The sequence below is a fragment of the Janthinobacterium sp. KBS0711 genome, from assembly GCF_000988085.1.
Taxonomy (GTDB): Bacteria; Pseudomonadota; Gammaproteobacteria; order Burkholderiales; family Burkholderiaceae_D; genus Janthinobacterium; species Janthinobacterium lividum_E.
In genome coordinates this window covers 81,613-98,732 of the sequence record NZ_LBCO01000024.1, presented here as the reverse complement: position 1 = coordinate 98,732, position 17,120 = coordinate 81,613, and the positions used below count along the sequence as shown (strand labels likewise).

16 protein-coding genes are annotated in these 17,120 nt (G+C 63.9%); 11 read left to right on the top strand and 5 right to left on the bottom strand.

The window, feature by feature from the left end; genetic code table 11:
• Positions 1 to 79: 79 nt before the first annotated feature.
• Positions 80 to 973 (top strand): LysR family transcriptional regulator, encoded by an 894-nt coding sequence (locus VM94_RS13030; protein ID WP_046683878.1) that lies wholly within the window; start codon positions 80 to 82, stop codon positions 971 to 973.
• Here VM94_RS13030 and VM94_RS13025 read toward each other — a convergent pair.
• Entirely contained in the window at positions 938 to 2,170 is a 1,233-nt protein-coding gene (locus VM94_RS13025; protein ID WP_046683877.1) for an MFS transporter, read from the bottom strand. The two genes, VM94_RS13030 and VM94_RS13025, sit on opposite strands and share 36 nt — an antisense overlap.
• Before the next feature lie 97 nt (positions 2,171 to 2,267).
• Here VM94_RS13025 and VM94_RS13020 point away from each other — a divergent pair, with 97 nt between their 5' ends.
• Both VM94_RS13020 and VM94_RS13015 read left to right on the top strand, forming a co-directional pair.
• Positions 2,268 to 3,176, top strand: a complete 909-nt coding sequence (locus VM94_RS13020) for a LysR family transcriptional regulator (protein ID WP_046683876.1) — start codon at positions 2,268 to 2,270, stop codon at positions 3,174 to 3,176.
• 64 nt (positions 3,177 to 3,240) lie between these two features.
• Entirely contained in the window at positions 3,241 to 3,774 is a 534-nt protein-coding gene (locus VM94_RS13015; protein ID WP_046683875.1) for a DUF4256 domain-containing protein, read from the top strand.
• Between the two features lie 11 nt (positions 3,775 to 3,785).
• Here the strand turns inward: VM94_RS13015 and VM94_RS13010 are convergent, their stop codons facing one another.
• Together VM94_RS13010 and VM94_RS13005 are read right to left on the bottom strand one after the other, a co-directional pair.
• Complete coding sequence (locus tag VM94_RS13010; protein WP_046683874.1) at positions 3,786 to 5,942, bottom strand: putative bifunctional diguanylate cyclase/phosphodiesterase; 2,157 nt, start codon at positions 5,940 to 5,942, stop codon at positions 3,786 to 3,788.
• 165 nt (positions 5,943 to 6,107) lie between these two features.
• Positions 6,108 to 7,034, bottom strand: coding sequence for a LysR family transcriptional regulator (locus VM94_RS13005; RefSeq protein WP_046683873.1), 927 nt, complete (start codon positions 7,032 to 7,034; stop codon positions 6,108 to 6,110).
• A 167-nt stretch (positions 7,035 to 7,201) separates the two neighbouring features.
• Here VM94_RS13005 and VM94_RS13000 point away from each other — a divergent pair, with 167 nt between their 5' ends.
• The 6 genes from VM94_RS13000 (at position 7,202) to VM94_RS12975 (ending at position 14,058) form a co-directional block, all read left to right on the top strand.
• A complete protein-coding gene (locus tag VM94_RS13000; RefSeq protein WP_046683872.1) occupies positions 7,202 to 7,903 on the top strand; it encodes a pirin family protein in 702 nt (233 codons plus the stop codon).
• Between the two features lie 27 nt (positions 7,904 to 7,930).
• Positions 7,931 to 8,317 carry a DoxX family protein gene (locus VM94_RS12995; RefSeq protein ID WP_046683871.1) on the top strand — a complete coding sequence of 129 codons (387 nt, stop codon included), beginning with the start codon at positions 7,931 to 7,933 and terminating at the stop codon, positions 8,315 to 8,317.
• Between the two features lie 156 nt (positions 8,318 to 8,473).
• Positions 8,474 to 10,717, top strand: coding sequence for a PhoX family protein (locus VM94_RS12990; RefSeq protein ID WP_046683870.1), 2,244 nt, complete (start codon positions 8,474 to 8,476; stop codon positions 10,715 to 10,717).
• Positions 10,718 to 10,937: 220 nt separating this feature from the next.
• The gene (gene ribA, locus VM94_RS12985) at positions 10,938 to 11,591 is read left to right on the top strand and encodes a GTP cyclohydrolase II (RefSeq protein ID WP_034749940.1); all 654 of its coding nucleotides are present in this window, start codon (positions 10,938 to 10,940) and stop codon (positions 11,589 to 11,591) included.
• A 74-nt stretch (positions 11,592 to 11,665) separates the two neighbouring features.
• Entirely contained in the window at positions 11,666 to 13,081 is a 1,416-nt protein-coding gene (locus VM94_RS12980; protein WP_046683869.1) for a S1 family peptidase, read from the top strand.
• Positions 13,078 to 14,058 (top strand): FHA domain-containing protein, encoded by a 981-nt coding sequence (locus tag VM94_RS12975; protein WP_046683868.1) that lies wholly within the window; start codon positions 13,078 to 13,080, stop codon positions 14,056 to 14,058. The genes VM94_RS12980 and VM94_RS12975 overlap by 4 nt, the downstream gene beginning before the upstream one ends.
• Before the next feature lie 73 nt (positions 14,059 to 14,131).
• On the opposite strand, the gene VM94_RS12970 is transcribed toward VM94_RS12975, so the two are convergent.
• The gene (locus VM94_RS12970; RefSeq protein WP_046684568.1) at positions 14,132 to 14,788 is read right to left on the bottom strand and encodes a CCXG family PEP-CTERM protein; all 657 of its coding nucleotides are present in this window, start codon (positions 14,786 to 14,788) and stop codon (positions 14,132 to 14,134) included.
• Between the two features lie 513 nt (positions 14,789 to 15,301).
• Here VM94_RS12970 and VM94_RS12965 point away from each other — a divergent pair.
• A complete protein-coding gene (locus VM94_RS12965) occupies positions 15,302 to 15,640 on the top strand; it encodes an MmcQ/YjbR family DNA-binding protein (protein ID WP_046683867.1) in 339 nt (112 codons plus the stop codon).
• On the opposite strand, the gene VM94_RS12960 is transcribed toward VM94_RS12965, so the two are convergent.
• Positions 15,641 to 16,261, bottom strand: a complete 621-nt coding sequence (locus VM94_RS12960) for a TetR/AcrR family transcriptional regulator (RefSeq protein ID WP_046684567.1) — start codon at positions 16,259 to 16,261, stop codon at positions 15,641 to 15,643. It abuts the gene before it with no gap.
• Between the two features lie 90 nt (positions 16,262 to 16,351).
• Here VM94_RS12960 and VM94_RS28995 point away from each other — a divergent pair.
• On the top strand, positions 16,352 to 17,120 hold a 769-nt coding region (locus VM94_RS28995), incomplete at its 3' end, for an MFS transporter (protein WP_046684687.1).

The window sequence follows — 17,120 nt, the reverse complement described above, 5'->3', positions numbered from 1 at the left end:
TCAGGGCACCATCTTGACGCAGGCAAGCTCTTTTGATTAGCGGGTACAATCTTGATGTAGTTATGAGAAAAATTCAGTAATGAGCCAGACCAAAGTCAACGATCTGCAAGCCTTCCTCGCCGTGGCGCGGGAACGCAGCTTTACCAGGGCGGCCGCCAGGCTGGGCATCACTGCGTCCGCGCTCAGCCACACTATCCGCACCCTGGAAGAACGGCTGGGCGTGCGCCTGCTGGCGCGCACCACGCGCAATGTGGCGCCCACCGACGCGGGCGAAAAGCTCATGCTGGCCATCGCGCCCCTGTTCGAGCAGATCGCCGCCGAGGTCGAGGCGCTGGGCGCGCTGCGCGACAAGCCCAGGGGCACCATCCGCGTCACCTGCACGGACGACCATATCGAATTGCTGCTGCGCCCCATGCTGGCCGGCTTCCTGCGCGACTATCCCGACATCAGCCTGGAACTGGTGGTCGACTACGGCTTTACGAATGTGGTCGAGCAGCGCTTCGACGCGGGCATCCGCCTGGGCGAAGCGATCAGCAAGGACATGATCGCCGTGCGCATCGGCCCCGACTGGCGCCTGGCCGTGGTAGGGTCGCCCGCGTATTTCGCGCGCCATGGAGCGCCCGCGACGCCGCATGCGCTGACAGAATACGCCTGCGTGAATATCCGCCATCGGCCCGCTGGCGCCATCTACGCCTGGGAATTCGAAAAGGATGGCCATGCTTTTGCCGTCAAGGCCGAAGGCCAGCTGGTGTTCAACAGCATCATGCACGTGCTCAACGCGGCGCTCGACGGCATCGGCCTGGCCTACGTGCCAGAGCCGCTGCTGGCGCCTTACCTGGCCGATGGCCGCCTGGTCGAGATCCTCGCCGACTGGTGTCCCACCTTCCAGGGCTACCACCTGTACTATCCGAACCGGCGCCAGGCCACGCCCGCGTTTTCAGCCTTCGTGGAGGCGCTGCGCTACCGATCCTGATTTCGCCACGCTCCTGCGCGCCAGCCAGGCCAGCGGCAGCAAGGCGAGCAATGCCGCCGCCACGCCGGCCCACGGCGACAAGGCCATCATGTGGCGCGAGACCATCAGCGCACCGAGCATGGAACCGAATGAAATGCCCAGGTTAAACGCGGAAATGTTCAGGCCCGAAGCGAAATCGACGGCTTGCGGCGTATAGCGCTCGGCCGTGGCCAGCATGCCGGCCTGCAGGGCGGGCGACAGGCCGAAGGCGAATACGCCCCAGACGAACAGCATCACCGTCATCATCCATGGCGAAGCGATGCTGAGCGCCACGCCCGCTTGCGTGACAGCCAGCAACAGCAGCATCACACGCAAGGCCTTTTGCCAGCCCAGGTGGCTGGTCAGGTAGCCGCCCGCCAGGTTGCCGGCAAAGGTGGCGACGCCGAACACGATCAGCAAGGCGCTGGCCATGGTGGCGGAAAAACCCGTCACGTCCGTCAGGATGGGCGTAATGAACGTGAACGCGGCAAAGCTGCTGCCAAAGCCGAACGTCGTCACGGCCATCATGGTGATAATGGGTCCGCTGCCCAGGGCCGCCAGCTGCGTCATGGCCTTGCCGCCCTTGCCTTGCGCTAAACCGGCCGGCAGCCAGCGCGCCATCGCGGCCAGGCCCAGCGCAGCCAGCACGACGACGGCAAAAAAGGGCAAGCGCCAGCCCATCAAATTGCCAAGGAAGCTGCCGAACGGCACGCCGATCACCATGGCCAGGGTCAAGCCCGCAAACATGACGGAAATCGCCCTGCCCGCCTGCGCCTTGCTGACCAGGCTGGCCGCCACGGTGGCGCCGATGGCAAAGAAGGTGCCGTGCGCCACGGCCGTAATGACCCGTCCCAGCAGCAACAACTCAAACGTGTGGGAAAAGGCGGCCAGCAGGTTGCCGGCGAGGAACACGCTCATCAGCCCCAGCAGGGCCGCCTTGCGCGGCAGGCGCGACATCAGCAGCACCAGCAGCGGCGTGCCGATGGCCAGCGCCAGCGCGTACAGGCTGACCAGCGAGCCGGCCGATTCAATGGAAATGTGCAAATCCTTGGCAATCGTGGGCAGGATGCCGACGACGATGAATTCGGTCACGCCGATGGCAAAGGCGCCGACGGCCAACGCCAGCACGCCGGGCGGCATCTTGCTGGATTGAGGGGAAACAGGGCTTGCGGTGATCATGGCATTCTCCGGCTGAGTTCAAGCTGGCCAGTGTATCGATACAAATGCTTTTGATATAGACTCTAATAATGGAAACACCTGTGAAATGGATTCAATAATGGCCAGGCAAGACATCAACCGCGCGTTCGAGATGGCCGTGTTTGTGGCCGTGGTGGAAACGGGCGCCTTTTCCGCCGCCGCGCGCCGCCTGGCCTTGACGCCGTCGGCCGTCAGCAAGCTCGTCAACCGCCTGGAAGCGCGGCTCGGCGCACGTTTGCTCCAGCGCAGCACGCGCCAGTTGCACACGACGCCGGAGGGCGACGCCTTCTTCGTGCAGTGCAAGCGCATCCTTGACGATATCGATGGCGCCGAGCGCGAAGCGGCGCAGGGTGCGGCGCCGCGCGGGCGCTTGCGCATCAACTGCTTCGTGCCGTTCGGCGTGCGCCATCTGCTGCCCATCCTGCCCGAGTTCGCGCAGCGCTATCCCGACATCGTGCTCGACGTCGTCGTCAGCGACGCCATCGTCGACTTGCTGGAAGACCGCACCGACATCGCCATCCGCACGGGCAAGCTGAAGGAATCGAACCTGGTGGCGCGCAAACTGGGCGAAGACGCGATGGTCGTCGTGGCGTCGCCCGCCTACGCGGCGCGGCACGGCTTGCCCCGCACGCCGCAGGAATTGTCCTCACATAATCTGCTGGCCTTCAATTTCCGCTGCCAGAACGAAACCTGGCCTTTCCTCGATGGCGCGGGCGGAACGTTGCAGGTGGCGCCGCAGGGCAATACCTGCGTCAGCGATGGCGAAAGCATGCGCCAGCTGGTGCTGGCCGGTATGGGATTGGGACGCTTTTCACGCCAGCACGTGCTGCGCGATATCGAGCGGGGCGATTTGGTCCCCGTGCTGCAGGATTACAATCCCGGCGACAGGGAACTCGTGCACGCCGTCTTCGTGGGACCTGGCCTGCAAGTGCCGGCCAGGGTACGCGTGATGCTCGATTACCTGCTGGAAAAGGTCAAGCTGGGGTGAGCGCCGCCTGCCCGCATCGCGTCTTATAATCGGCTGTCTCGTTGAAAGCCCACGGAGCCGCGCCATGCATGATGACTTGATCCACACCTTGCAAATCCGCTTCAGCCAGCACATGCACCGCCATCCGGGTTGGACGTGGGACAAGGTGCTGGCGCGGCTGGATGCCGCTCCCGCCAGCCTGGCGATATTGCAGCAAATGGAAGACACGGGCGGCGAACCGGACGTCATCGGGCACGCCGACGACACGGGCGCCGTCACGTTTTGCGATTGCTCAGCAGAAAGCCCGCTCGGCCGGCGCAGCCTGTGTTTCGATGCTGATGCCCTGGCCGCGCGCAAGGCCAACAAGCCGGCCGGCAGCGCCATGGCCATGGCGCAAACCATGGGCGTCGCCTTGCTGACGGAAACGCAGTACCGCCAAATGCAGGCACTGGAACCGTTCGACCGCAAGACATCGAGCTGGATCGCGACGCCGGACCCTATCCGGGCGCTGGGCGGCGCCCTGTTTTGCGACCGCCGCTATGAGCAGGTTTTCGTCTATCACAATGGCGCCGACTCGTATTATGCGAGCCGGGGTTTCCGTGGCTTGCTGCGCGTCTGATCGCTAAGGCTTCAGACTGCCGCTTCCAGGCGCAATTGCCGGCCTTCATCGAGCATCAGCTCGAATTCCGCCGCCGGCACGGCCGGGCTGAACAGATAGCCTTGCAGCTGGTCGCAGCCGAGTTCGCGCAGGAAGCGCATCTGCTCGGCCGTTTCCACCCCTTCGGCGACGATTTCCTGGCGCAGCTGCTGCGCCATGGTGACGATGGCGCGGGCGATGGCGCAATCGTTTTCCTCGAACGGCAAGCCGATGACAAACGAGCGGTCGATCTTCAAGGTACTGATGGGGAATTTCTTCAGGTAGGCGAGGCTGGAATAGCCGGTGCCGAAGTCGTCCAGCGCCAGCGCCAGGCCCATGGCCACCAGCTGGTTCATGATGCCGATGACCTTGTCGGCGCCGCGCATCAGCAGGCTTTCCGTGATTTCCAGCATGATCTGGTCGGGCCGCACGCCATAGCGCTCGAGCACGGCCGCGATGCGCGCAGGCAACTGCTCATCGAACTGGCGCGCCGACAGGTTGACGGCGATGGCCGGCATGTGCAGGCCCCGGTCTTCCCAGTTGCGGATCTGGCGGCAGGCCTCGTCCAGCACCCAGGTGCCCAGTTCCAGAATCAAGCTGGTTTCCTCGGCGACGGGGATGAAGACGCCGGGCGAGACCATGCCGCGCATCGGATGCTTCCAGCGCAGCAAGGCTTCCGCGCCCACGATGCGCCCGCTGGCCAGGCTCACTTTCGGCTGGTAATGCAATTCCAGTTCCTTGTCGCCCAGCGCCAGCCGCATTTCGCTTTCCAGGCGCAAATGTTCCTTGGCCCGGCGGTTCATGTCTTCGCGGTAGAACAGGAAGGTCGATTCGATGGTCTGCCCCGCCTTGGACACGGCCACGTCGGCAAAGCGGAACAGGGCCGGCGCTTCCAGGCCGTCTTCCGGATACACGGTGATGCCGATGCTGGCGCCCACGTGCAGCGCGTGCGCATCGATATTGATCGGCGCCTCGAGCAGGTTGAGCAGCTTTTGCGCCACGTTCGCCGCATGTTCGCGCTTTTCGATATGCAGCAGGGCCACGACGAATTTGCTGTTGTCGACGCGCGCCAGGATGTCCGCGTCGCGCAGGGCGCCACGGAACAGCTGGCCGATGGCGATCACCAGCTGGTCGCCCACTTCATGGCCCAAGGTGTCGCTGATGGAACCGATGCGGCTGATGTCGATGACCATCAGTGCGCCATGCGTCCCCTGCCGTTTCGCTTCGGCCAGGCCCTGGTCGACCAATTGATTGAGCAGGCAGCGGTTGGGCAAGCCCGTCAGGCTGTCGTAGTTGGCCATGCGCTGCATGCGCGCTTCCGCATCCTTGTGCACCGAGATATCGGAAAACAGGGAAAACACGTGGCTGATTTCGCCAAATTCGTCGCGCACGACGCTGATGGTGACGTCTTGCGGAAACAGTTCGCCATTCTTGCGCTTGCCGATGATTTCGCCGCGCCAGGAACCGTGCCCGCGCATGGCGGCGCGCACCTTGGCGCGGAAATCGGGGTCGTGCACGCCCGAGCGCAGCAAGTCCGGCGTGCGGCCGATGGCTTCGGCCGGCGAGTAGCCGGTGATGCGGCTAAACGAGCTGTTGATGGAGACGATGCGCTCTTCCGCATCCGTGATCAGCACGGCCTGCTCGCTGTCTTCGATGATACGCGCGTGCAACCTGACCTTGTCCACGTCGGACAGCGGCTCGCTCATGGCCGACAGGCGCACGGCCATGCCGCACGCTTTGCCCGCCTGGTCGTGGATCACGTGGCGGTGCATGCGCAGCCACGTCACCATGCCCGACTTCTTGCGCCGGCGCACATCGGTGGCCACGTCGCCCTGCATGAAATGCAGTTCCAGAACGCTCGCTTCCGCGTCGTCTTCCGGATACAAAAACAGGATGTGCTGGCCCAGCGCCTCGATTTCGGAATAGCCGAACATCTGTTCGGCGCCATGGTTCCAGCCGATCAAAAAACCGTCGGGATCGATTTCCAGCAAGGCGTCGGGAGGGGCCACACGCACCACGGGCCGGCTGGCGCCGCGCAGGCGCTCCAGCTCTTCCTCCAGCCGCGCCAGGGTGGCGGCCTGCTGCGGCCCCGCCTGTTCACGGGCATCCTGGGCCAGGCGCAGGCACAGCGCGACCTTCGCCTCAAGCATGGCAACCCCACGCTTGGGCCAGGTCAGGGGAAGGTATCGGGGGCGCTGCGGTGTGTGTAATCATCAAAATCCCACTGTGGGGCATGGAGGTCGGGCAAGAAATACAATTGCAATACTGCGAATATGGTAACTTAAAAATGTTGGCGTATGTCAACATTTTAAGGCCTACGCCGAATGGCCCGGCAGATGCTGCGCCAGGCGGGCAAACACATCCGGCTCGCGCATGCGCGCCATCCACCAGCGCAATGCCGCGCCATCCTCGCCTACGCGCCAGGCCAGATAAAACGTTTCCGACGGTTTCGGCTCTTCCACGGCCTTTTCCACCAGCAAACCACGGGCGATGGCGGCGCGCGCGCATGGTCCCGGCAGGAAGCCAAAGCCCAGGCCCAGCACCTGGTAATCGAACTTGACCTGCATGTTCGGCACGCTCAAGGCATCCTGGCCCAGCAGCAGCCCCACCGTGCGCGGCGCCATCTGGCGCGCCGAATCGGCCACCACCACGGCCCGGTGCTGCTGCAGGTGGCCGCGCGACAGGGGCTCCTGCACCTGCGCCAGCGGATGCGTGGGCGCCACGGTAAACACGAAGTCGAGCATGCCGATCGGCTGCGCGATATAGCCGCCGCCCGCCGGCCCGTCGCCGGGCGCCCCAACGAGCAAGTCGGCGCGCCGGTCCAGCAGCGCTTCCCACGTGCCCGACAGGGTGTCTTGCGACAGGCGCAGGCGCGTCTGCTGCGCCACGTCGTAAAAGGCGCGCACGTCGTCGGCCAGGGCCACGGCGGAAAACATGGAATCGATGCCGATGGACAATTCCGTTTCCCAGCCGGACGCCACCCTGCGCACGCGGTGCTCGAGGTCCTGTGCCGCCTTCAATAGATAGCGGCCCTCTTTCAGCAATTCCTGCCCGGCCGCCGTCAGCATGACTTTCGGGCCATTGCGCTGGAACACTTGCACGCCCAGGTCGTCTTCCAGCTTGGCCACCGTATAGGAAATGGTGGACGGGACTTTATGCAACTCCTTGCCAGCCGACGAGAACGACCCGCGGCGGTCGATGGCGTCAACGATTTGCAGGGCTTCCAGGCTCAGTCTTAACATTCGATTTTTTCGATCATAGGTCGCAAGATTTTCCGTTTTTCTTTCTCCGCTAGGGGGCCTATACTTTGTTCATCGTACAGCGAAGGGCAGAAAAGAAGCCACGGCGTAGCGCCAGGCAACGGTCCTTCGAAATTATCGCACATTAACCTTTAGAAACGGAGTCCACCATGTTACAGATTCGTCATAGCGAAGAACGCGGCGCAGCCAACCACGGCTGGCTCAATTCCCACCACAGCTTTTCCTTCGGCAGCTACCACGATCCGCTGCACATGGGCTTTGGCCCCTTGCTGGTGATCAATGAAGACCGGGTCACGCCTGGCCAGGGTTTCGGCACGCACGGCCACCGCGACATGGAAATCATTTCGTATGTGCTCGACGGCGCGCTGGAACACAAGGACAGCATGGGCACGGGTTCCGTCCTGCACTACGGCGATGTGCAGCGCATGAGCGCCGGCAGCGGCGTGCGCCACAGCGAGTTCAACCACTCGGCAACGGATGGCTTGCACTTCCTGCAGATCTGGATCCAGCCGAACGTGATGGGCATTCCCCCCAGCTATGAAGAGAAACACTTCACGCCGGAAAGCAAACGGGGCAAGCTGCGTTTGATCGCCTCCTCCGACGGCCGCCAGGGTTCCGTGCTGATCCACCAGGATGCGGCCATCTACGCCAGCATCCTGCAGGAAGGCGAACAGGCCGAACATGCGCTGGAAGAAGGCCGCCTCGCCTATGTGCACCTGATCCGCGGCAGCCTGGTCGTCAACGGCACGCCGTTGAAAGCGGGCGATGCGCTGAAACTGACGCAAGAGGCTAGCGTGATCATCACTCAGCCGGAAGATGCGGAGTTCCTGCTCTTCGACCTGCCTAAATAATTGATAAATACAAAGAAAGAGAAAATCATGGAAAACAGAAGCAATGTATTGTTCCCCCTCGGCCGTGCCGCCCTTGGCGTGCTGTTCTTTGTCTCGGGCTTGCTGAAAATCGGCGGCTTTGCGGGAGTGGCCGGCTACATGGCCAGCCAGGGCTTGCCGATCGCCAATATCTTGCTGGTGGGCGTGATCGTGCTGGAAGTGGGCGGCGGCCTGCTGCTGATCACGGGCTGGCAGGCGCGCTGGGCGGCGCTGGCCCTGGCGCTGTTCCTGATTCCGACGACGCTCATCTTCCACGCCTTCTGGAGCGCCGATGCGGCCCACTTCCAGGATCAGCTGACGAACTTCCTGAAGAACCTGTCCATCTTCGGCGGCATGCTCTTGCTGGTGGAGCGCGGCTTTCGCCAGGCCAAGTAAGACCAAGGCTGCCTGACCGGACGGGCCCGTCATCGACGCGGCCCGCCCGGCCGGCAGCCTGTCACCGTTTTGTCATCAGGCTGACATGGCGCTGTCACATTCGACAACTATCATGCGGTTGCCTTTAAATCACGCAACCACAGGACATCGCAGCCCATGAACAAGCCCAACGATCTGGCCATCAGCGCCACCGATCTGAACGACATTGACAGCAACGCGTCCCACGACAACCATTTCAACAGCATCCTGAACGCCCGTCTGAGCCGCCGCAACTGGCTGCGCGGCAGCGCCGTCACGGCCGCTACCGCCGTCATGGGTTCGATGGGCCTGTCCGCTTGCGGCGGCGGCAGCGATGCGGTCGCCGTCACGCCGACGCCGACGCCAATACCCGAAAAACTGCTGGCCTTCACGGCCGTGCCGAAAAGCCTGGCCGACGTCGTGTCGGTGCCGGCAGGCTACACGGCCACGGCCCTGTATGCGCTGGGCGACTCGCTGCGCGCGGCCACGCCAGCCTACAAGAATGACGGCAGCGATACCGATTTCGACAACCGCGCCGGCGACCACCACGACGGCATGGAATACTACGGCCTGTCCGCCGCCGGCGCACCGCTGGCGTCCGGCGCCGAACGGGGCTTGCTGGCGATGAACCACGAAGCGACCACGGACGAAAAACTGTCTTCGCACTTCCTGCACGTGAATGGCGGCACCACGACGCTGCCGCGCCCTGCGGCCGAAGTCGACAAGGAAGTGGCCGTCCACGGCCTGAGCGTGGTGGAAGTCAAGAAGACGGGTAGCGCCTGGGCCACCGTCAACGATTCCGCTTTCAACCGCCGCGTCACGCCGCTGACGGACATCGAGATCGCCGGCCCCGTGCGCGGCAACGCCCTCGTCGTCACCAAATATTCGCCGACCGGCACCAAGACGCGCGGCACCATCAACAATTGCGGCACGGGCAAGTCGCCTTGGGGCAGCTACCTGTCCGGCGAAGAAAACTGGGCCGGCTACTTCACGCGCTCGTCCACCGACAATGCGGCGCGCGGCGACAAGTCCGTCGTGTCGCTGAACCGCTATGGTCGCAGCCAGGGCGGCGCCTCGCGCCACGGCTGGGAAACGGGCGGCAGCGACGACAAGTACGCGCGCTGGAACCTGAGCAAGATCGGCGCCTCGGCCAACGGCAGCGACGACTACCGCAATGAACTGAACGGCATGGGCTACATCGTCGAGATGGACCCGTACGACAAGACCAAAGCCATCCGCAAGCGCACGGCGCTGGGCCGCTACGCGCACGAAAGCGCCGCCTTCAGCGTGCCGACCGTGGGCCAGCAACTGGCCGTCTACATGGGCGACGATTCGCGCAACGAATACATCTACAAGTTCGTCACGACGGCCGTCTGGGCCGCCGCCGATGCCAATCCGGCCGACCGCATCGCCACCGGCGACAAATACCTCGATTCGGGCAAGCTGTACGTGGCCAAGCTGGCCGCCGACGGCACCGGCCAGTGGATCGAGCTGGCCATGTCGAACGCGCTGATCCAGGCCTACAGCGCCTACAAGTTCGCCGACCTGGCCGACGTGCTGGTCAACGCCCGCCTGGCGGCCGACGCCGTGGGCGCAACGAAGATGGACCGTCCGGAATGGTGCTCGGTCAACCCGGCCAATGGCGAGATCTACTACACGCTGACCAACAACTCGAACCGCACCGTCAATCCGAGCGGCTCGTCGCAGCTGGCGCCGGACAGCGCCAACCCGCGCGCCTACACGGACATGAAGGGCAGCAGCGCGCAGAACGGCAATCCGAACGGCCACATCATCCGTTTCAAGGAAGGCACGGGCGCGGCAGCGGCCACCAGCTTTACGTGGGACGTCTACCTGTTTGGCGCCGAGAGCGGCGCCGACGCCAGCAAGATCAACCTGTCGAACCTGACGGCCGACCAGGATTTCTCAAGCCCTGACGGCCTGGCGTTCAGCCCGTACACGGGCATCTGCTGGATCCAGACAGACGATGGCGCGTACACAGATGTGACCAATTGCATGATGCTGGCGGCCATTCCCGGCAAGGTGGGCGACGGCGCCAAGTCCACGTTGAACTACGCGACGGCGGCCGGCGGCAACCTGGCCGTCGACACCTTCATCGGCAAGAAACCCACGGCCGACACGCTCAAGCGCTTCCTGGTGGGCCCGGTCGGCTCGGAAATCACGGGCATCAGCGAAACGCCCGATGGCAAGACCATGTTCATCAACATCCAGCATCCGGGCGAAAACACGGCGCTGGCGAATATCGGCGATCCGTCCAAGTACACGAGCCAGTGGCCGGCCAACGCCGGTTATGGCGCCGGCAAGCGTCCCCGCTCGGCCACCATCGTGATCACCAAGAACGACGGCGGACGCATCGGCAGCTGATATCGCGTGCCTGGCGGCGGCATCCGCCAGGCAAAGCCAGCAATTCACCTTGTAAAAGGAGGAAGTGCCCCTAAGTAAGGTTCATCACCAGACATTGCGACGACCGAATGGCAGCCAGGGAAAACGTTTCCCTGCTTTTTGGTATGATGGCAAGGCGCGCCGGCACCGGAGTGGTGTCGCGCGCCTTTTATTTTTGATAATTACTTATATGAGCACAACCATGCAAAGCGGCGCAGACATCCTGGCGACAGGCGAATTGGATTACACGACTTCCTGCGCACTGCCGACGCCGTGGGCCCAGTTCACCTTGCACGCCTTTGTCGAACATGCCACGGGCAAGGAACACCTGGCCATGGTGCTGGGCGATATCGGCAACGGCGAACCGGTGCTGGCGCGCGTGCATTCCGAGTGCCTGACGGGCGACGTACTGTTTTCCCAGCGCTGCGACTGCGGCGCCCAGCTCGAGGGCGCCCTGAAACGCATCGCCGAAGAAGGCCGCGGCATCTTGCTGTACCTGCGCCAGGAAGGGCGCGGCATCGGCCTGATCAACAAGATCCGCGCCTACCGCCTGCAGGAAGCGGGCGCCGACACGGTGCAGGCGAATGAACAGCTGGGCTTCAAGGCCGACGCGCGCAACTACACCTTGTGCAAGCCGATGTTCGCGCAATTCGGCATCCACAGCCTGCGTTTGATGACGAACAACCCGCGCAAGATCGCGGCAATGGAAGCGCTGGGCATCACGGTGGCCGAACGGGTACCGCTGCTGGTCAACCGCAACGCCTTCAACCAGCACTACCTGAATACCAAGCAAAGCAAGCTGGGTCACATGATGACGCCGGAAACGGCGCCGGCGCTGGAAGACGGCGCCCTGTAATTGCTGCCCCGGCTTGCCGGGCCGGCGCATGCCGGCCCTCGCCCGCCGCGCTCCTGCTCACGCACAAAGGATGCATGAAATTATCTGACTACGCCTTCCTGCTGGCCAGCCTGTGCGCTGCAGCGGGCGCACACGCGGCCCCGGCGCCTGCGCCAGCCGCTGCGCCAGCCACTGCCCCCGCCGCTTCGACTCCTCCCGCCAAACCGCCGCCGGCCACCGCCGCGCCCGCCGCCACCGAACATGCGGCCCTGCCGCCACCCTCGTCGGCCGCGCAAAAACTGTACACGGCCGCACGTGCCGACATCCTGCAAGTGCGCGTGCTGCTGAAAAACGGCCGCACGCAATCGTCGGTCGGCTCGGGCTTCTTGATCGGCACGGGCGACCTGGTGGTGAGCAACTATCACGTGGTGTCCCAGTTCGCGCTCGACCCCGACACCTACGTGGGCGAATGGGTCGATACGAGCGGCCAGCGGGGCAATGTGGAATTGCTGGCCGTCGACGTGCTGCACGACCTGGCCGTATTGCGCGTCAACCGCCACGGCACGGGCTTTTTCAAGATGCCGGAAGCGCTGGCGCCGCTGACCCAGGGCCAGTACCTGTATTCGATGGGCAATCCGCTGGACCTGGGCTTCGCCATTTCGGAAGGCTCGTACAACGGCGTCGTCACGCGCAGTTTCTACGACCAGCTGATGTTTACGGGACCGATCAATTCCGGCATGAGCGGCGGCCCCAGCGTCACGGCAAATGGCGACGTGGCCGGCGTGAACGTATCGAAACGCCTCGACGGCGAACTCGTCAGTTTCCTCGTGCCCGCCCGCTATGCCCAGCAACTGCTGGCCAAGGTGGCGCAGCAAGGCAAGCCGCCGAAGGACTTCAAGCCGCTGGTGACGGCGCAACTGCTGGCGCACCAGGAAGTCATGCTGGCACGCCTGCTCGACACGCCCCTGAGCCTGAAAGCCATGGGCCCGTACCGCGTGCCCGTGCGCGAGTCCGACCAGATGCGCTGCTGGGGCCGCTCCAACGTGAAGTCCGACAAGCCCTACATGCTCGACAACACCAGCTGCGCCATGGAATCGGCCATCTTCATTTCCGGCGCCCTGCAGACGGGGCAAGTATCGATGCGCCACGAATTCTTGCGCAGCAGCGAACTGGGCGCGCTGCGCTTTTCCGAACTGGCCAGCGCCTCGTTCAAAAATGAAAGTTTCGGCAGCTACAAGAGCGCGAATCTGACCGGCCCGCAATGCACCGAACAGTTCGTCAAGAACACTACCCTGCCCCTGCGCGCCGTGCTGTGCGTGCGCGCCTACCGCAAGTTTACGGGACTGTACGACTTTGCCCTGCTGGCCGCCAGCACAGATGAGCCACTGATGAGCCTGCAAAGCCGCATCGACGCGCGCGGCGTGTCCTACGCCAACGGCATGCGCGTCACGCGCACCTTCCTCGAAGCGCTGTCGCGCGCGCCCTCCACCACCAGCAGCCGCAAGCCATGAAGCCGCCCTATTACCTTGAAATCCTCGCCGAGAATGGCGAAGTGCAGCGGCGCCAGCGGATCGAATCGCTGCCGATCCGCCTCGGCCGCGGCTACGGCAACGACTTCATCCTCGACGACCCGCATACGGCGGCCGAGCACGCCATTGTCGAAGACGATGGCGCAGGCGGTCTGCTGCTGCGCGACCTGGGCAGCCAGAATGGCGTGATCCACCGGGGACAGCGGCAACTGCAAGTGGCCCTGAGCGGCAACAGCATCGTGCGCCTGGGCCACACACGCCTGCGCGTGCGCGCCAGCGATCATCCTGTGGCGCCCGAACTGGGCGACACGACCCGGCACGACTGGGAAGGCTTGCGCCCCGCCGTCGCCGGCCTGGCCATGATCGGCGCCACGGCCGCCTTCAGCAACTGGCTCAGCGATGCGGACGCCTTCGAGCCGATTTCCTACCTGATGATCGTCGCCACCGCGCTGGCCGGCGGCCTCGTGTGGGCCTCGATCTGGGCCGTGGCAAACCGATTGTTCGGCCATGTGGCGCGCTTTGGCCGCCACGTGTTCATCATCGGCTGCGGCTTGCTGGCCATGGAAGTGTGGGAATTGGGCAGCAGTGTGGCGGCGTATGCGCTGTCGCTGGAAGCGCTGACGCGCTACGGACGGCATATGTTCATCGTCATCGTCTGCGCCATGATCTACTACCATTTGTGCACGATCAAGCCGCAGCATCCGCGCCGCTTCGGCCTCGTTGCCGTCGTGCTGGCCATCCTTGGCTCGACCCTGATTTTGCTGAGCAACCTGCAGATCAGCGGCCGTCTGGCCGATGAGTCGTACATGTCCGTGATCTACCCGCCGGCCTTGCGCCTGAGCCCGAATCACACGACGGACGCCTTCTTCCGCGACGCGGCCAGCCTGCGGCGCGCCGTCGATGCCGAACGGGGCAAGGCGGCCAAGGGCGCTGACGAAGACGAAGACAGCGGCGATTAAGAGGCCGACATGCAAAAAGCCCGCCGTGTCCTGACAGACCGGCGGGCTTTTTATTATTGCCTGGAACTTCTGCTTAGAACTTAGCTTCCTGCTTGCGGCGCGCCGTAAAGCCCAGCAAGCCCAGGCCGATCAGCAGCATGGCGTAGGTGCTTGGCTCAGGAACGGCCGAGATCAAGCCGTCATTGGCGCCGAAGCTGACGAAATTGTTGTTGCCCGCCTTGAATTGCGCTTGCTGGCCGCCATCGCAGCAGCCTTCCAGGCCGTAGATACTCAGGGTATGGTTGCCGGCCGCCAGGGTGCTCGAGCCGCTGAAGAACTGGCTGCCATTGTTGTAGTTGCCTGCCCACCACATGTCATTGCTCTTGAAGTCCAGCGCCACGCCGTCGAGGAACAGGGCGCCGCCCTTGCCGAAATCGACGCCGCTGCGGAAGCTCCAGGCGCCCGCATCAGCCGCGCTGACGCCAAAATTGATCACCGACTTGAAGGCGATATTCGAGCCGCTGCCGAACAGGCCACTGTTGTTGACGTTGTTGTAGCTGGCAATCGTCGTCGAACCATAGCCGGCGCCTGGCGTGGCCACGGCGGCATTCACGACGGACTGGTAGTCGGCGGCGGAGCTTTGCGCGCTGGCGCCCGAATAGCCGGTGGACAGGGTGATGGTGCTGGCGTTCGCGTGGGCAAACACACCGACAGCGATCAGGGACAGGGCGATTTTAGGCAAGTTTTTCATGATGGTATCCATTAAGTAAGTATTCAGTGGGCGCAGCAAGGGGCGCTGGAGCTGAATACACGCTGCATTGAGGCGTGTCGGCGTAGCGCTAGGGATTGCAGGAATGAGCGGTCGGGGACGTGGCTTCCGCGAAACAGCGCGGACTTGCGGCGTGCCATGGCGGCACTGCAAGCGTCCTGGAAAGGGTTCGGGTTCCCGGGACAAGGCCAGACAATTGACGGGTCAGGTAAGACGTTGAAGCTATTCTAGCTTAAATTCCCTGGAAGAAAAGTATTTTTCTTTTAACCATGAAAGATATTTTTCTGGCAAGCAGCTATCCAGCGGCAGAAAAACGCCATCCCCACTCTGTCGCGATGACCATGCGCGGTGCGCGGCGTGTCGCGGCGGCACCACAGACCAGTCCGTTAGTGTCGCATCTTGCGCATTTCTTTTCGCATGCCGCTGCACCACGGTGCGAAACAGCATGGCAAAATGTAGTCACGCTGCTATCTGTCCGATGAGGGGGAAAGAGGAATGGTCGACCTGGAAGAACTACGCTATCTGGCACTGTCGTTTCCCGACACGAGCGAGGAAGAACACCACGACCGTCCGGCCTTCCGCGTGGGCGGGAAGATCTTTGCCACCCTGCCCGACGACGAGCACATCAACGTGCTGCTCGATGCGGAAGCGGCGCATATCGCCACGGTCATCACGCCATCGGGTTGCGAGAAACTCTGGTGGGGCGAACGCCTGGCCGGCATCACGGTGTGCCTGGCGGACGCGGAACTGGACATGCTGGCCGCCGCCCTGACGGCCGCCTGGCGGCGCAAGGCACCTAGCGACCTGGCCAAGACCATCGCCCCGACGGGCTAGTTACATCGGCCAATTGCGCAGCAGCAAGCCCACCATCTGCTGCAATTGCTCGCGCGAAACGCCGGCCGCCGCCTGGATAGCCATGCCCTGCGACAGGGTCACGACAAAGCGCGCCTGCTGCTCCGGGCAGGAATCGGGCGGCAAATCCCCCTCTTCCTTCGCGCGCCGCAAGCGGTCGCGCAACTTGATTTCACCGCGCAGCCGGCGCGCGAACAATTCATCGCGGATCGGCAAGGCATCGTCGCTGCAGGCCAGCGCCGCATTGACGCCCATGCAGCCGTGCGGACCGTCCGGCATCGTTTGCGCATCGACATACTGCGTCAGCAAGGCTTCCACCACCTGGCGCGCCGTCGGCTGCTCCAGCGCCGCATCGAAAAACCGCATGCGCGTATCGCTGTAGCGCTCGAGCGCCTTGTGGAACAGCTGCTCCTTGTTGCCGAAGACGGCATACAGGCTGGGCCGGTTCATGCCCATGGCTTTCGTCAACTCCGGCAGGGAACTGCCCTCATAACCCTTTTCCCAGAACACTTTCATGGCGCAATCGAGCGCCTCGTCCGCGTCAAACGTGCGTGGCCGTCCCGTTTTCGCCTTGGGCGCTTGCTCTTTTTTATCTTGTTTCATACCGTTCGGTAAAAAATTATTGACAACGATGTCCACCTGCCCTGATTATATACCGACCGGTTAAAAACCTCCCGCTTTTCAGGAACCCACATGCACACTCCTTCCAACACTTCCGGCGACGATACCACCGTGGCGCCGTGGCTGGCCGTCCTGTCGGTCGGCATCGGCGCTTTCGCCCTCGTCACCTCCGAATTCCTGCCCGTCGGCCTGCTGCCGGCCATGGCGGCCGAGCTGGCCATCAGCAAGGGCCAGGCGGGGCTGATGATCACCACGCCTGGCATCGTTGCCGCGTTTGCCGCCATCTTCGTCACCGTCGGCTCGGGGCGCCTGGACCGCCGCATCGTGCTGCTGGCCCTCACCGCCCTGCTGGTCGCGTCGAACCTGCTGGTGGCGCTGGCACCCTCGTATGCGTGGATACTGCTGGGCCGCGCCATGCTGGGCGTGGGCGTGGGCGGCTTCTGGGCCATCGGCAGCGCTATCGGCCCGCGCCTCGTGTCGCCGCAGCATGCGTCGCGCGCCATGTCCATCATCTTCGCCGGCGTCTCGCTGGGCACGGTGGCGGGCGTGCCGGCTGGCGCGCTGGTGGGCGAACTGGTGGGGTGGAGGGTCGCTTTCGGCGCGGCCAGCGCCATTGCCGTGCTGGTCTTCATCGGCCAGTTGCTGCTGCTGCCCAAGCTGCCGCCGACGCAGGCCATCCGCTTGCGCCAGCTGCCGATGATATTCGGCATCCCCAAGGCCAGGCTGGGCCTGATCGCCACGGCGATGATCTTCACGGGCCAGTTCGCCGCCTACACGTATATCGCGCCCTTCCTCACGCAAGTGTCGCACCTGGCGGCCGGCACGGTCAGCGCCATGCTGC

Excerpts from the sequence above, each read along its gene's own strand:
- VM94_RS13010 (WP_046683874.1), bottom strand. The coding sequence starts at position 5,942 with ATGCTTGAGGCGAAGGTCGCGCTGTGCCTGCGCCTGGCCCAGGATGCC.
- VM94_RS12965 (WP_046683867.1), top strand. The coding sequence starts at position 15,302 with ATGGTCGACCTGGAAGAACTACGCTATCTGGCACTGTCGTTTCCCGAC.
- VM94_RS12995 (WP_046683871.1), top strand. The coding sequence starts at position 7,931 with ATGGAAAACAGAAGCAATGTATTGTTCCCCCTCGGCCGTGCCGCCCTT.
- VM94_RS13015 (WP_046683875.1), top strand. The coding sequence starts at position 3,241 with ATGCATGATGACTTGATCCACACCTTGCAAATCCGCTTCAGCCAGCAC.
- VM94_RS12970 (WP_046684568.1), bottom strand. The coding sequence starts at position 14,788 with ATGAAAAACTTGCCTAAAATCGCCCTGTCCCTGATCGCTGTCGGTGTG.
- VM94_RS13020 (WP_046683876.1), top strand. The coding sequence starts at position 2,268 with ATGGCCAGGCAAGACATCAACCGCGCGTTCGAGATGGCCGTGTTTGTG.
- VM94_RS12960 (WP_046684567.1), bottom strand. The coding sequence starts at position 16,261 with ATGAAACAAGATAAAAAAGAGCAAGCGCCCAAGGCGAAAACGGGACGG.
- VM94_RS13025 (WP_046683877.1), bottom strand. The coding sequence starts at position 2,170 with ATGATCACCGCAAGCCCTGTTTCCCCTCAATCCAGCAAGATGCCGCCC.
- VM94_RS13005 (WP_046683873.1), bottom strand. The coding sequence starts at position 7,034 with ATGTTAAGACTGAGCCTGGAAGCCCTGCAAATCGTTGACGCCATCGAC.
- VM94_RS12990 (WP_046683870.1), top strand. The coding sequence starts at position 8,474 with ATGAACAAGCCCAACGATCTGGCCATCAGCGCCACCGATCTGAACGAC.
- VM94_RS13030 (WP_046683878.1), top strand. The coding sequence starts at position 80 with ATGAGCCAGACCAAAGTCAACGATCTGCAAGCCTTCCTCGCCGTGGCG.
- ribA (WP_034749940.1), top strand. The coding sequence starts at position 10,938 with ATGCAAAGCGGCGCAGACATCCTGGCGACAGGCGAATTGGATTACACG.
- VM94_RS12980 (WP_046683869.1), top strand. The coding sequence starts at position 11,666 with ATGAAATTATCTGACTACGCCTTCCTGCTGGCCAGCCTGTGCGCTGCA.
- VM94_RS12975 (WP_046683868.1), top strand. The coding sequence starts at position 13,078 with ATGAAGCCGCCCTATTACCTTGAAATCCTCGCCGAGAATGGCGAAGTG.
- VM94_RS13000 (WP_046683872.1), top strand. The coding sequence starts at position 7,202 with ATGTTACAGATTCGTCATAGCGAAGAACGCGGCGCAGCCAACCACGGC.